Raw genomic sequence first — 15,739 nt, forward strand, 5'->3', positions numbered from 1 at the left:
GCACTGCCCTGTGGGTGAGGTTACAGAAACCGCGCCCTCAGTTGAAAACAGGGCGGGCTAGTTCATTATTTGTACAATCTTGGAGTAAAAGCTATTGCCCCGCGATCGCGTTAAGTGAGCCAAAAGTGAGCCAAGTCCATCTAGATAACCAATTAGGGACACCTCTGCCGGAAAGAACGGCAGAACGTATCTTGGAGACACTATCTTTCTTGAGCTACCGTTCCGGTGAAATCAAAAGCTACCTACACGAAATTACTTGCGGACTTAGTCGTTTGCTACGTTTGGACTGGTCAACAGTCACCCTCTGTCAGGATGGGTTTGAGCGAGTGATGGCGAGTAGCTTAGAATTTGATGGCATGGATCAGCTTCATTCGCTACATGGCACACTGACAAATACGGTGGTGCAAACTGGGCGTACTTTGGCTGTCACAGATGCAAGCATCACTACTCAGTATGGTGAGCCACCGGATGGCTACCTGTCTTACTTAGGTGTGCCACTGCGAACGTTTCAGGGACAGGTGATTGGTACGATTTGCTCGTTCAACGTCCAGCCCTGCCAGTTTAGTAGTGACGAAATTCGCATAGCCGAAATTTTTGCTGAACGTGCTGCTACGGCGCTGTTTCATTACCAGCTCTACCAACAGCAGCAGCAATTTAATGAAACTTTGGAGGCTGAGGTAGCCAAGCGTACAGAAGCACTACGGACTGCTCAAGCGAAATTAGTTGAAAGTGAGTGTCTGGCGGCAACGGGCGAATTTGCTGCAATGATTGTGCATGAATTACGTAACCCCCTGACAACGGTCAAAATAGGGCTGAACTATTTTAAAAAAGCTGAACTGCCGGAAGTCGCCAAGATGCAATTATTGCAAGCCTTAGGTGCAACCAGTCATTTAGAATACCTGCTGGAGCAAATTTTGGTTTACGCCAAGCCTTTGGTGTTGCAACTCGCAGAACTTGAGGTAAATTCGTTTCTTACAGGAATTTTGCCATCTTTGCAGGAGTTGCCTGCGGCGAGAGAGCGTCAAATTGAGTTTAAAATTGCCCCAGTTGCACATCTGTTCTTAGGCGACAAAGTGAAGTTACACCAAGCGTTGCTACATATGGTGGAGAATGCTTGTGAGGCAAGTCCTCCAAGCAGTGTGGTGCTCCTAAGCGTAGCAGAAAGTACAACGAGTCAGATGAGTATTCAGGTTCACAATAGCGGTGAACCAATTTCACCAGAACTGTTGCCAAACTTGACAGAACCGTTCTACTCCACGAAACCCAATCGATATGGGCTGGGGCTAGCAATAGTCAAACGGATTGTGGTTGCCCATAGTGGGCAGTTGGTCATTAAGTCTGACCCGACAACAGGTACAGTGGTAAGTATTTCGCTACCTGTCCTGGAGCCACCTGAACGTTCAACAAGCGCCATTTTCTCTAATTCGGATGGCACACAAGCGACCGAGTTCTTGATGAAGTTGCCAACTACCTCCCAATTACACAGTCAGCAGCATCATCAAAGGAGCATTGATATCTTATCCGCTCTCATCGGGCGTTCCCATCTTCCTCTTGATCGCTATCTACAAGACATCGCCGCCAGTGTTAGCGAGTTGGTGTGTTCAGACTGGACGATTGTCACCCTACGTGAGAGAGACTCGGGGCGAATCGCTGCCAGTAGCCTGGAGGTGAGCGAGAGTGAGCGGGTTTACTCGTTGCATGGCACCCTGTCAGACGTTGTTGCTCAGCAGAGACGAACACTCGTGATTGCAGATGCTCGCCAACAAGGACATGGCACTCCACCAGAAGGTTACCTTTGCTACCTAGGGGTGCCTGTGCAGACTCCCCAAGGCGAGATTATCGGCACTATTTGTTCTTTCAATAAGCAACCGCGTCAGTTTACCAATGAGGAATTGCGGATTGTGGAGTTGTTTGCAGAACGGGCAGCGATCGCGATCGACAACCACCGCCTGTATCACCAGCAATGGCAATTCCAAGAAATCTTGGAAGCAGAGGTAATAAAACGCACCCAAGAACTACGAGCCGCCCAAGCTCGCCTGATTGAGAAGGAACGACTAGCAGCCGTTGGTGAGTTTGCCACGCGGATGGTGAACGAAATTCGCCAACCAGTGACTACAATAACTGATTGCTTGCATCACCTCCAGCAAATTAGCTTCTCCCAACCAGCCCAAGAGCGACTATTCTTGGCAATGGACGAGGCGCAGCGTCTAGCAAACCTGTTGAACGAAATCTCGCTCTACGCCAAGCCGCAGGTTTCCCACAGAGTTGCTGTAGAAATCAACGCTTTGGCGGCTGCAACTCTGGATACCTTGCGGGCTACAAAAGAAGCCTTGGGGCGAGAAATTATCTTGATCCCGGCATCTGTGGGAGTTATTGTTTTAGGCGATCGCGACAAGCTCAAACAAGTGCTGATCAACTTGGTGCGGAACGCTTGTGAGGCGATCGCCGTACCCGGCGGGGCTTCGCCCATCGCTCCTGGCGAAACTGTAACTTGTAGTGTTGAGTTGCATACCGATACCAGTCAGGTGTGCATCCATGTTCATAATGGTGGTGCGGCAATTCCACCCCATGTCTTGGCAAAGCTAACGCAACCTTTCTATTCCAGTAAACCAAGTGGAACTGGGCTAGGATTGGCGATCGTCAAACGAATTGTAGAGGAACACACAGGCACGTTGTCTATCCAGTCTGACCCTTTAGCAGGTACAACCGTAAGTATCTGTTTGCCGTTAGCAGATCCTTTAGGTAATTAGCCAAAATTCCGATATTTCTTACAGTGATAGAAGCAGAAAGCCCATGAGGATGTGACCTACTAAGGTTTGAATTTGGATTCCAACTTTACTTGGGGCCAACCTTCGATTTCGAGATGGACTAATTCATCAATCATTCTATTGTGCAAAAGTTTCAACTCAACGTGGACGACAAGTTAGAGTCAATTGCATATATTGAATTTATGCAAACATTGATAGGACTGGATTAGCTCTGTGTTACTTTTTGGAATGATTTTCGCTCTTTTAAACTTTGAATTTGAGATATAGAACTCCAATTTAGTTTTTGACAACACACTGAGATTGAAAAGCCTGTTTTATCAGGGTTTGATCTAAAGCTTTGTTCAAAAATTAGATACGATTCTATATCCAAATGAATCATCTGACTTTTTATTAAACGCTTATGAGCAGATTAGTAGTTTTAAGTTTGGGTCACGGAGATTTATACGCAGGTTTTCCCTTTGTAACAGTACATATTGGTGAATCAAACAACTGCTATCAAATGAAATTTACTGCAACTTTACCAGCCTCACCAGAAATTGCCGAATATTACCGCAAGCTGCAGGCAATATATTCAGTCTATTATCATCGTTTCACTCGGTTTATTAACACTTCAAAAAATGAAGATGATGATGATATTCTTGAAATTGAAGAAGCTGGTATAACAAATGTTTCCGAAGTAGATATTAACGATTTATGTCAGGGATTATCTCTTCAAATAAATGCATGGTTAAATTCAACAGAGTTTCATAAAATTTTATATCAATTAGATATACATTTGAAACCATCAGAAGAAATTCGTTTCATTATTGAAACCAATGATGATTTACTGCGGCGAATCCCCTGGCATTTGTGGAGTTTATTTGAGAATTATCCTATGGCAGAAGTTGCCTTAAGTGCTTTAGAGTATCAAAAAGTCTATAAATCGACTCGCAAAAATCAAACATCCAAAATCAGAATATTAGCGGTATTTGGTGATAGTCAAGGAATTGATATCAGCCAAGATATGGCTTTTTTAGAAAAATTATCAACTTGTGCAGAAATTAAATTTTTAGTAGAGCCAAAGCTTAACAATTTTCATGATCAGCTTTTGCAAGAAGATTGGGATATTCTCTTTTTTGCAGGTCATAGTTGTAGTAAAGAAAAAGGTTATCTTCAACTTAATCAACAAGACACAATTAGCCTTGACCAATTAAAATATGCTCTTAAGAATGCTATAAATCGTGGATTACGCTTGGCAATTTTCAACTCTTGCGATGGTTTGGGATTGGCGCAGCAGCTACAGGATTTACAAATTCCCCAAGTTATTGTCATGCGAGAGCCTGTACCAGATGTAGTCGCGCAAGAATTTTTAAAGTCTTTTTTAGCAGAGTTTTCCCGTGGACAGTCCTCATATACTGCAATGCGTTCTGCACGAAAAAGACTGCAACAACTTGAGGGAGAATACCCTTGTGCCACTTGGTTACCAGTTATTTGCACTAATCCTGCTGAATCGGCGATGGTTTGGCAAGTAGAACATACTGAAAGTGTAGATATAAGCGACGTAGTAACAACTTCTTCTACTACAGCAAAGTCTACCACTCGCCCGTTTGCAAGTCTCATACATTTCATGAGAAATGCTATAGGTAATCCGAAGGTTCAAAAGTTTACCCAGATGAAGTTTTATCAGAGGTTCTTTGCTACTAGATTTTAGATGAGTTAGGCGTGCAAAACTCGATAGAAGTTAGTTTATATAGGAAATTTAAAATATTACTAATAATCAAATTAATTGCTAAAAAACTTTAAAGTAAGAACGGATTTATAAAGTAAATCTTAGAGTGAGTTACGCGTTGCTTTAACGGACTACCAAATGTGATGCGTTACGGCAAGCTCTAACTCTCTCAAACTTCCAAATCTTTACATAGCCGTAACACATCCTACTTAATATTTACTTTATAAATGACCTCTAAATGACTTATGAATGAAGTTAGATAAATTCAAAATTAAAATTTATTTTAGTTTTATAATTGACATTTTGAATTGTAACGAATTCATGTCATCTCACTTAATTTTTGATACAAATTCACCCCACCGCTTGCGGCAGCTCCCCAAGGTATCAGGGAGGTTAGGAACGGTTATATGTTTCAAGCAAAAAGTGAATTGCTATAACGGTCAGCCGAGCAAGTGTCACAAATGATGCAAAACTAATTTCTATCAGGAGGATTATTTAACTATCGCGCTCTGTGCGTGGGGCTTATGTCATTGAACTTTGATCCTCCATTCAAAATTGAAGTCAGGCTTCCATCTACCCATCCTGAGTTATTGCATGGGCTTGATATATGGTTGCGCTTAGGTTTAATATCAGATGCCCAAGTGAGGCATATCTGTCAAGAGTTTCTAGTTTGTCATGTGGAGTTGCAACCACGGGCTGTACCTGAACCACAACAGACGTTCGCCAATATAGAACTCTTGGATGCAACGTCTTTACATCAGGACGATGCATCACTAACAGCCAAAAAACCCAATGTCCTTGCTAGGATGTTGCAGTCGCTGGGGGAAGAATTAAGCGTCCGGTGGCTGCTGTTTTTAGGAATGTTCTTAGTGGTGGTGTCCTCTGGGGTACTTGCTGCGAGTCAGTGGGAAAAGTTTCCGCCATCAGGACAGTATGGAGTTTTGCTTGCCTATACCCTAAGTTTCTGGGGTATAAGTTTTTGGGCTGGCAGACAGTCTCATTTAAGCTTAACAACTCGGGCATTGCTCATTGTCACACTGTTGTTAGTGCCAGTAAACTTTTGGGCAATGGACAGCTTCAGTCTCTGGCAAAATCCTTTGGGCTGGATAGTGGTTGCAATAGCTTCTATTGCCCTCACAGCTATTACTGTTTTACTCTGCGACAATCGGCTGTTTGCTATCAATAAGCAAGCTAGGAAATTGCCTCTACTCAATATTTTAGGACTGTCGTACTTACACTGGGGCTGGCAAATCCCAGGATTTCCCTTGATTGCTGTTTATCTGGCAACGGTAGGAACAACCATTGCTACTATTTATCACACTCGTAACCAACAAAGGCAAATTGCACCAGTTGAGGAGAGGCAAACTGAGTTGGGTATCAGTCTGCCTTCGGTTGTGATTATTTATGCTTTATTGGTGCTGCTGGTACGAGCAATGTTTATTGTCCGCGTAGATGTCCAAGAATTAGGCTTGGCTATGGGCATTTGCGGTTGGCTGGTGGCTTGGTTGGCGCAGAACCTCACCCCCAGCCCCTCTCCGCAAGCAGAGAGGGGAGCCGTTAACGGCGGAGAGGGGTCAAATAATATACATAAACCCAAATCTACCTCCTCATCCCCCTCATCCCCCTCATCTCCCTCATCTCCCTCATCTCCCTCATCTCCCTCATCTCCCCCCCCTCCTCTTCCTCTTCCCTGGGAACTCCTTGGCGGTATTTTATTGTTCCTTGGTTGGCTGGTGTCGGTTGGCGCACCCTTTCCTTGGCAAGCAACAGCTGTCAGTGGGTTGGGTTTGTGGTTTTTGGGGCGTCGCTTGCAGTTGCGTGGTACGCCAATGGATGTGGCGGCAATTTTCGTCATCGGGCTGGAGACGATTTGGTTGGGTTGGCTGTTAGTGCCTTCTCAATTGCAGCAATGGGCGATCGCCACTGGAACTCAACTGACTTATTCTCAAAATACACCGTGGGCGTTACTGAGTGTGGCGTTATTTCCCTACGTCGTTTTCATGCTGGTGTTGACGGATAGGCTTTACCACGCTGATAAGGTGCAATTAGCTAATTTTGGGGAAACATTAACGCTGGTGTTTGGAATTTCGCTTACTGTGGTGAGTTTGATAAATCCCACGTTACGTTCCTTGAATTTACTCTTGTCCACAATGACTTTAGGTTGTGTTAGCCAGCGACGGCTTCCCACCAGAATAAGTCTAGTGTACATGACTCAGATAGGTGGAGTGCTGACGCTTTGCTCAATCATTGACCGCTTAGTTCCCAATCTTAATATACAAGTCTGGGCAAGCATTGTGTTAGCTGTGGCGGTTGCAGAGTGGTTGTTTAGTTGTTTAGGCAACGGAGTTTGGCATCGCAGTGCATGGCACATGGGTTTGGGACTGGCGGTACTTAGCTACGCTCTATTATGGAAGAATGCTGAATCAGCATGGTTTGGTTTTGGTAATGGTAGTGAGCATTGGGGTTTAATTTGGTTAATAGCCCCGATGACTCTCACAGGTATTGCCATTTTGGGATGGAAAAATCGCGAACGCGCAGTAGCACGTCCCACTCTCAACGGTTGGTTGAGTGTCGCCGCTTTGGCACTTGCTCAGTCACTCACTTTACCTCTATCTGGAGGTAGATTAATAAGTTTCGCTGTCGCTAGTGCTTTGATGTTGAGCAATACGCGGTATCTCCGACACAAGCTATCTGCGTTAATTACTGTAGGTTATGGACTGGGTTTCATCGCTGCCCTGTTATGGGAAGGTGTGCCAGGTTTAGCGCGATTGTCAGTACAGGGCTGGTTTGTAGCGGGAGCAGTCTGCACTGTGGGCTTATGGCTAGTTCGTAGTTTGTTAAGCAGGAGAGAGAACGAATTAGTAGCGATTTATGCAGAAGCAAGCGATAAGTGGGCGATCGCATTATGCAGTGTTGAGTTGTTGCTGCTGAGTGTCCACTCCCTGTTTGTTTACCAAGGGCTTGTTCAACCTGGATTTTTCTACTTAATTTCCTCCGCAATAATTTTAGGAGCAATTGTTTACCGCAGTTGGCAGCAACCCACCAATTGGGGCTTTTATGGTATTGGATGGTGTCTGGAATTATTGATTGCCGAAGTTCTGGGTTTTGGCGATTGCACAGAGTGCAGCGCCCTTACGGGCGATCGCTCTATCATCAAAATTACAATTGCCAACATCGCTTTAGGGTTGATAACTCAGCTTTTAGGGGAGTGGTGGCGCTCGAAACACCGACTTCAACAACTGCCCAACCGCTGGCACATTCTGCCCCTAGTGTATGGTGTCTTTGGTGCCGTGCTGCGATCGCACAGCTTTGCCAACTGGACAGGCTTATCAACCCTTGGCGTAGCTTTCATTGCGATTGGAGTCGGGCGACGTCGTCAACAATTGAAACCCCTAGTTTATCTGGGACTCGTCGGGGTATCAATTTCGGCATATGAGATTTTACTATATCAACTCTTGCAAGTACCAGGAGGAGCATTCGGCGATGGCTTAATTGCTCTGTCTGTTCTTGGCACTGGCATTATGTATGCATATCGCATTCTCTCGCCTTGGCTAGTAGACTACTTACGCTTAACCAGTGAAGAACTGAAAGTTGTTGCTCATGTTCACTGGGCTGTGAGTAGCTGTCTATTACTTTCTGCCACTTTCACCCCGATTGCAATCAACCGCCTTGTAGGTTTGGGAACAGGGGTGTTTTTGATTCGCTATGCCATTTTTCAAGGACGCTACCATCCGCAGATCAGGATAGCAGAAACCTGGGTTTACCTCGGCTTGTTAGAAATAGCTGGGCTAAGAATTTACTGGATACATACAGCAGTAGGGCGCTTGTTTGCTGGACCATTACTTCCTTGGAGAGCGCCTATTGCCTCCGTGGTTGCCTACTTTCTCTATATCCTACCTTGGGAGCGTTGGGGCTGGTCTAAAAGACCTTGGCAAAACGCCGCATATGTTTTGCCATTAATATATTTGTGGGAAAGTCGAGCAGAAATTTACCCAGTCGGCTTACTGATCACAGCTGGATTCTATGCCTTTATTGCCAAGTTTTCGGAAAAATTCCGTTTTACCTATCTCAGCGTGGTGCTGATTGATTGGGCGCTGTTTCGTTGGTTTTCCGGCTTACATCTGACTGATCCTTTGTGGTATGTCACAGTAATTGGTTTATCACTGCTGTATGTTGCCGAATGTGACCCTGGGTTGAGACTACCAGAAATGAAAGCAAGTCGCCACTGGTTACGGTTCCTAGGCAGCGGTTTGATTTGTGGATGGGCTATTGTGTTTCATCAAGACACAGCATTTGTACCGGGAATTTTCAGCCTTATCGCCATTTTTGCAGGATTAGCTTTGCGCGTGAGGGCTTTTCTCTATGTTGGTGTAGGCACCTTTTTTATCACAAGTTTCTATCAACTGGTGATTTTCAGCTTGCGTTACCCATTTTTCAAATGGGTTGTTGGCTTGCTTGTTGGTATCGTACTGATATCTATTGCTGCGAACTTTGAAACCCGTCGCGAACAGCTCAATTCTTTACTTCGCAACACTAGCGAGGAATTGCAAGAGTGGGAATAAAACTAGAGACAGGTTTAGATTTAAGGCGGGACATTTATTTTTATGGCTCTCCCCTAAGTGCATAAGTTGATGAGAGCTGACACCTATAAAAAAGACAAGAAGATAAGCTTTTTAAGCTTAACTTCCGTTCAGTCAACAGGTATGAATTATATCACAAAATCATACTTGTGTCAACGTATAAGTCGTAGGAAAGCTATTTCCTTCACAAATCTTCACTACAAATTAGTAACAAGTACAAGCTAAAAATATGAACAATTTGAATGTGGAATCGGGTGCAATTGAAACAACAGGCAGATACCTTGTGTTGTTTCGCGAGGATGCAGTTGCTGAGGGTGTGCAGATGCTGAGTGAATCTACTGGTGTCAGAGCTGCCAGTCCAGAAGAATTTCAGCAGCAACCCAGTTCTATCCTGTTACGCACTCTAGGCGTGGCTGTTGTGAGTGCAGAACCGGAACAGTTGCGATCACTCAGAGCGGTAAGTGAAGAAGAAAGCCCAATCCTAGCCATTGAGCCAGAGAGAGTCGTTTACGCCATCAGCGACGTGTTACAACCGCTTGATTTAACAAGCAAAGCTTCAATTGATTACCTGCAAGGATATCGCGATGCGGTAAATAACCTGGTGGGTAACCTGTTCCCTGGTTCGCAAAATCGGTTACTGGAGGCTAATATCGACGAGTCAGTCACTACTTGGGGCTTACAACTCACCAAAGTGGTAAACTCTGGTGCTTCTGGTCGAGGCATCAAGGTTGCTGTTCTAGATACAGGATTTGACTTCAAACACCCTGACTTTTTAGGAAGGACAATTACTAGCAAGTCCTTTATTGAAGGTGAAGATGCACAGGATGGGCACGGTCACGGTACACACTGTGTAGGGACTTCCTGTGGTGCGCTCAAACCCCTCAAGTTGCCTCGTTACGGAATTGCCTACGAGGCCGAGATTTTTGTAGGCAAAGTCTTATCCAACGAGGGTACTGGAACAGATGCCGGGATTCTGCAAGCTATTGAGTGGGCGATCGCGTCGGGCTGTGATATTATTTCGATGTCACTTGGCTCACGGACACGACCTGGAGATTCGTACTCCCGCGTATATGAGGCTGTTGCCCAAAGGGCACTCAAGAGCGGTACTTTGATTATTGCCGCAGCTGGTAATGAGAGCCAACGCGCTCAGGGTATCGTCAATCCAGTCGCACACCCAGCTAATTGTCCATCGATCATGGCAGTTGCTGCCCTAGACTCCCAACTTCGAGTTGCCGATTTTTCCGACGGGGGAATTAATCCAGATGGCGGTCAGGTTGATATTGCTGGCCCTGGCGTGAATATCTACTCTAGTTGGCCCATGCCAACGCAGTACAGGACTATTAGTGGTACAAGCATGGCTACACCACACGTTGCTGGCATTGCTGCTCTCCATGCTCAAGTGAGTGGGCTAAAAGGACAAGAGCTTTGGAGCCGTCTGACTCAAAGCGCTCGTCGGTTACCCCTTCCTTCAGTGGATGTTGGCACTGGACTTGTTCAAGCCCCTGAATAATTCGTAATTACGAATTAGGTTGACATCTTCCCGCGCTATAGTTTCAGCTTAGCGCGGGATTGCCAACGTCTAGACCGCTCTTGAGCAAGAGAGCAGGAGAAGTTGGTCATCTCCCTTCGGAGGAATTAAAAATTAGAAAATTTTGAATTTTGAACCGCCGATTAACACAGATAAACGCAGAGAATTATCCACAATTATCGGCGTGTATTGGCGGTTACAATTTTGAATGAGCGAATAAGCGAATTGGAGCGAAGCAACGGTCATGTCCCAGGTGAATTTAGTCATTTCTGTAGACGATGAACATAAAAATCAGATTCTTGAAGTGATGGAAAATTTGCAGGCTATCGGCATGAAGGTTGAACAGTCGATGCCGCAAATTGGGGTCATTGTAGGTTCGATTGATTCGACAAAAGTAGAAGAAGTTTCTGCTGTCGAAGGTGTTGCTGCTGTTGAAACTTCCCGCAGCTTCCAAATAGCACCACCAGAATCAGATATCCAATAGAAACCGCCTTAACGATTGATTTCCGGCTGGAAATAGGTTAACTCTTAAGAGTTAAGCCTGTTTTTTATTTTGCTTGCTTGTTAATGGTTATAGTGCCCAGTGTGTGGAGATAAGATTTAACGTATATCAATCTCTGTAACAGTTTAGAGTTTCGCACTCCTGAATAGTCTAAAGATGACGCCCAGGAGAGTTCTCAGCTAATTAAAGACAGTTATCATGTCATGAGCAAAACAAGACAAGGGGACTTGCACAATCATCAGAATTGGTGAAAAATTGTACGGCGAGTAGCCATTGGGCATTCTCGCTTGCAAGAAACCGAAGAGGATATCAGTGAAAGTTTTAGTTGTCGGTAATGGAGGGCGAGAACACGCCCTAGCCTGGAAATTGTTGCAATCAAAGCAAATTGAGCAAGTTGTCTGTGCGCCGGGGAATGGGGGGACGGCAGGTATAAAAGGCTGCCAAAACCTGCCCTTAGCAGTAGATGATTTTGAAGGTATCAGCCAATTTGCTCTGCATGAGGGCATTTCTCTTATATTGGTGGGACCAGAAGTACCTTTAGCAAAAGGCATAACAGACTATCTCAACTCAAAAGGTCTGAAAGTTTTTGGTCCAACGAGAGCAGGCGCACAGATTGAGGCTAGTAAGGCTTGGGCAAAAGCCTTGATGCAGGAAGCAGGAATTCCGACGGCACAAGCTGCGGTATTTACGGAGGCTGCAGCGGCAAAATCCTACGTGAAAGCACAAGGAGCACCGATTGTTGTCAAAGCTGATGGTTTGGCAGCTGGTAAAGGTGTCATAGTTGCTGAAACGGTAGAACAGGCACAGGCGGCGATTGATGCCATGTTCGGCGGCGAATTTGGCAGTGCTGGGAAATTTGTTGTTATTGAAGAATGCTTGACTGGGGAAGAAGTTTCGGTTTTAGCGCTGACAGATGGGTTAACAATTCGCCCATTGCAGCCCGCTCAAGACCACAAGCGGATTGGTGAGGGTGATACGGGGGAAAATACTGGTGGAATGGGAGCTTATGCCCCAGCGCCTATTGCTACAAAAGAGGTGATGGCAAGAATTCAAAAGGAAGTCTTGGAAAAAGCGATCGCCGCACTTAAAGCAAAAGGCATTGACTACCGAGGTGTGCTTTACGCTGGGTTGATGATGACTCCCAAAGGTGATTTTAAGGTTTTGGAATTTAACTGTCGTTTTGGCGACCCAGAAACACAAGTCGTGCTACCACTTTTGGAAACACCCCTAGAAGAGTTAATCTTAGCTTGCGTTGAGCAGCGTTTGGCGCAAATGCCACCCATCGCTTGGAAGCAGGGGGCGGCTGTCACGGTAGTTACTGCTTCTGGTGGTTATCCGGGAGCATACGAAAAAGGAAAAGTTATTACTGGCATTGAGCAGGCAGAGGCACTAGGAACAACTGTATTCCACGCTGGAACAAACTTGAACCAAGAACAACTGCTCACAGATGGCGGTCGCGTGTTAAATGTTACCGCAGTCGGAGAAAATTTTGACCAAGCGCTTGCCCAAGCGTACGCTGGGATACAGTGTATTCACTTTGAGGGGATGTATTATCGCCGAGATATCGGTCATCGAGTCAGGTAACAGGGGGATGAGGAGGATGAGGAGGATGAGGAAGCAAATGAACAATTACTAATCTCCGTAATCTCCCCTCTCTCCCCTCTCTCCCCTCTCTCCCTCATCTCCCTCATCTCCCCTATCTCCCTCATCTCCAGCTCTTCTTTACTTGTTTGTCAAATAAGCTGTTAATTTTTAGTTGTTGGGGTATGTGTTTTGAACCCTGATAGGAATCAATGCACAACTATCTTCGCCCTAACAAGTCAAACCGTAATAGGTATTGGGTAAAGTATATATTTTCCTACTGCCTTGATTGTCAGCACCATAATAACTTTTAACCTTTTAAGATGATAGCTCTTTTAAAAACAATCAGAGAAGCAATTGTCAATTGGTGGTCGGAGTTCACTCTCCAGACCAAACTTTTAGCCGCCGCCACTTTGGTGGTTTCTCTGGTAATGAGTGGTTTGACGTTCTGGGCTGTGAATACAATTCAGCAGGATGCACGCCTAAATGATACTCGCTTTGGTCGTGACCTTGGGCTGCTGCTTGCGGCTAACGTTGCTCCACTCATTGCTGACCATAATCTTACCGAGGTAGCACAATTTTCCCAACGCTTCTACAGTAGTACGTCGAGCGTACGTTATATGCTTTATGCTGATGAAACGGGAAAAATTTATTTCGGTATTCCCTTTTGGGAACCGGAGGTAGAAACTTCACTTGCGATTGAACGGCGGATAGAATTGCCAGAGGATTACGCTGCTAATGCAGAAAAACCGATGGTGCGACAACATCGATCGCCTGATGGGGAAGTCACCGATGTGTTTGTTCCACTCACTGCAGATGGCAAATACCTGGGTGTGTTGGCAATTGGCATTAACCCCAACCCGGCGGCTGTGATCTCCACAAATTTCACCCGCGATGTCACCATTGCCGTTTTTATCTCAATTTGGGTGATGGTAATTTTGGGAGGGGTGATTAACGCTTTGACAATTACCAAGCCAATTAAAGAATTGCTCGTAGGGGTAAAACAAATTGCTGCGGGGAATTTCAAGCAGCAAATTGACTTACCACTTGGAGGCGAACTTGGGGAATTAATTCTCAATTTTAATGAAATGGCAGAGCGCTTGGAGCGCTATGAGGAACAAAATATTGAGGAACTGACGGCGGAAAAAGCCAAGCTAGAAACTCTAGTTTCCACTATTGCTGACGGAGCCGTCCTTATTGATAACAGTATGCAGGTGATTTTAGTCAACCCCACAGCACGAAGAATTTTCGGCTGGGAAGGCGCTGAGGTTGTAGGCGAAAACGTTTTGCATCATTTGCCTTCAACGGTGGAAATGGAAATCACCCGTCCTTTGTATGAAATGGCAGCCGGAGAATGCGAAAGCGCTGAATTCCGTATTCTCCTTAACCAACCTATTAAAAGAACTATCCGCATTCTTTTGACTACCGTTGTCAACCAAGTGAACCAACAACGCGAGAGTATCAAAGGTATTGCGATCACTGTACAAGATATCACGCGCGAAGTAGAACTGAACGAGGCAAAAAACCAATTTATCAGCAACGTTTCCCACGAACTACGAACTCCTTTATCTGCTATCAAATATGTGATTGAGACTTTACACGACTACGGGGAAGAGTTAAGTACTCAAGAAAGGAAGGAGTTTTTGGTCACTGTCAATCATGAAACAGATAGATTGACACGCTTAGTGAATGATGTTTTGGATTTGTCAAAGTTGGAATCTGGTCGTAGCTATAACTTCGATGGAGTAGATCTGGCGCAAGCGATCGAGCAGACAGTGCGTACTTACCAACTGAATGCTAGGGACAAAACCATTCAACTCATTCAGGAAGTTGCTCCTAGCTTACCACTGGTCGTGGGTAATTACGATTTGTTGTTGCAAGTGTTAGCTAATTTGGTTGGTAATGCCCTTAAGTTCACTAAAGCGGGTGGAAAAGTTGCCCTCCGCGCCTACCAAATCGTACCAAAGTCCAATTCTACCGACCATCATCTACCTCAGGTGCGAGTGGAAATCTCTGATACTGGAATTGGCATTGCCCCAGAAGACCAAGAAGCCATTTTTGACCGCTTCTTCCGAGTAGAAAACAGAGTTCATACCCTAGAAGGCACTGGTTTAGGGCTTTCTATTGTGAGGAATATAATGGAAAAGCATCACAGTAAAATGCATCTGGTTAGTGAAGTTGGCGTTGGCACGACTTTTTGGTTCGACTTAGTAGTATTTGATGAACAAGCATCTCATGTTAAGAAGTAACCACTTTTTGAACGTAATATTATGTCCGGTTAAATAACCGTGCGTCCATTCGTAGTGAGGGCTTTAGCCCTCTTCCACCAAAGCAAGGACTAAAGTCCTTACTACAAATAAGTGTCATTACTCAGATCTTGCACCTCTCCGTACAAACCCAGGGAATGTAAAAAGATACGCAATAAGGCTACCTGATTTTTGTGAGCTTTTATCGCTAAATTAAGGGTTTTAATTTAATACTGAGTTATTCAGTTACATCAATTTTTATTGGTGCAAGATGTGAGCCTCCCACAGGCGCGATTAACGCTCCCGCAAAATATGAAACAAGCACATTTTTATGATGTTTCTCAAAGCCTTACTGTATAACGGTTCTAAAATGTGCAAGTTAAGAGCCTCCAACTAGCGGCTTCGCAGCCAGCAAAATATGAAAGAAACACAAGCATTGAGAATTTGGAGTCGATAAATCTTACACTAAACAAGTACCCTGACAGTTAAGACCGTTTTTACAATGGTGTAAATGATGCCGGTTTGAGAGCTTGGTTCTGGGTGATATTGGCAAAAATATTGGTGAAGTAGCATTGCTTACTATCCCGGTGAGGAGATTAGATTGATTAGCCACACCCAGGCAGGGTACACTCTCCCGCCAAGGTTAACAACCACAACCACTTATGCTCCCATGAACCAACAGCAATCGTCTACCACGCCTGAAGATAGCAATTTTCCTGCCATAAATCGGAATGCGGCAGGCATTGATATTGGAGCAGATAGGCATTGGGTAAGTGTGCCGATGGGACGAGACAGCGTTCATTGTACGCAGCTTTGGTTGTTTTAC

8 protein-coding genes are annotated in these 15,739 nt (G+C 45.0%); all 8 read left to right on the forward strand.

Going from position 1 to position 15,739, the window contains the following annotated elements:
* The first annotated feature begins 125 nt into the window (after positions 1–125).
* Positions 126–2,750, forward strand: a complete 2,625-nt coding sequence (locus tag ACM0OZ_RS22345; protein WP_414585007.1) for an ATP-binding protein — start codon at positions 126–128, stop codon at positions 2,748–2,750.
* Between the two features lie 442 nt (positions 2,751–3,192).
* Positions 3,193–4,458 (forward strand): CHAT domain-containing protein, encoded by a 1,266-nt coding sequence (locus ACM0OZ_RS22350; RefSeq protein ID WP_414585008.1) that lies wholly within the window; start codon positions 3,193–3,195, stop codon positions 4,456–4,458.
* A 542-nt stretch (positions 4,459–5,000) separates the two neighbouring features.
* Positions 5,001–9,038 carry a DUF2157 domain-containing protein gene (locus ACM0OZ_RS22355; RefSeq protein WP_414585009.1) on the forward strand — a complete coding sequence of 1,346 codons (4,038 nt, stop codon included), beginning with the start codon at positions 5,001–5,003 and terminating at the stop codon, positions 9,036–9,038.
* 247 nt (positions 9,039–9,285) lie between these two features.
* Positions 9,286–10,566, forward strand: coding sequence for a S8 family peptidase (locus tag ACM0OZ_RS22360; protein ID WP_414585010.1), 1,281 nt, complete (start codon positions 9,286–9,288; stop codon positions 10,564–10,566).
* Positions 10,567–10,828: 262 nt separating this feature from the next.
* Positions 10,829–11,068 carry a ketohydroxyglutarate aldolase gene (locus ACM0OZ_RS22365; RefSeq protein WP_414585011.1) on the forward strand — a complete coding sequence of 80 codons (240 nt, stop codon included), beginning with the start codon at positions 10,829–10,831 and terminating at the stop codon, positions 11,066–11,068.
* A 330-nt stretch (positions 11,069–11,398) separates the two neighbouring features.
* A complete protein-coding gene (gene purD / locus ACM0OZ_RS22370) occupies positions 11,399–12,670 on the forward strand; it encodes a phosphoribosylamine--glycine ligase (protein WP_414585012.1) in 1,272 nt (423 codons plus the stop codon).
* A 320-nt stretch (positions 12,671–12,990) separates the two neighbouring features.
* The gene (nblS, locus tag ACM0OZ_RS22375; RefSeq protein ID WP_414585013.1) at positions 12,991–14,916 is read left to right on the forward strand and encodes a two-component system sensor histidine kinase NblS; all 1,926 of its coding nucleotides are present in this window, start codon (positions 12,991–12,993) and stop codon (positions 14,914–14,916) included.
* A gap of 598 nt (positions 14,917–15,514) precedes the next feature.
* Positions 15,515–15,739: hypothetical protein (locus ACM0OZ_RS22380; RefSeq protein WP_414585014.1), on the forward strand; the 225-nt coding region annotated here is incomplete at its 3' end.

The organism is Scytonema sp. PCC 10023 (assembly GCF_963920835.1).
Lineage (GTDB): Bacteria > Cyanobacteriota > Cyanobacteriia > Cyanobacteriales > Nostocaceae > Kalymmatonema.

Coding starts and splice junctions, on each gene's coding strand:
- ACM0OZ_RS22355 (WP_414585009.1), top strand. CDS start 5,001: ATGTCATTGAACTTTGATCCTCCATTCAAAATTGAAGTCAGGCTTCCA.
- nblS (WP_414585013.1), top strand. CDS start 12,991: ATGATAGCTCTTTTAAAAACAATCAGAGAAGCAATTGTCAATTGGTGG.
- ACM0OZ_RS22365 (WP_414585011.1), top strand. CDS start 10,829: ATGTCCCAGGTGAATTTAGTCATTTCTGTAGACGATGAACATAAAAAT.
- ACM0OZ_RS22360 (WP_414585010.1), top strand. CDS start 9,286: ATGAACAATTTGAATGTGGAATCGGGTGCAATTGAAACAACAGGCAGA.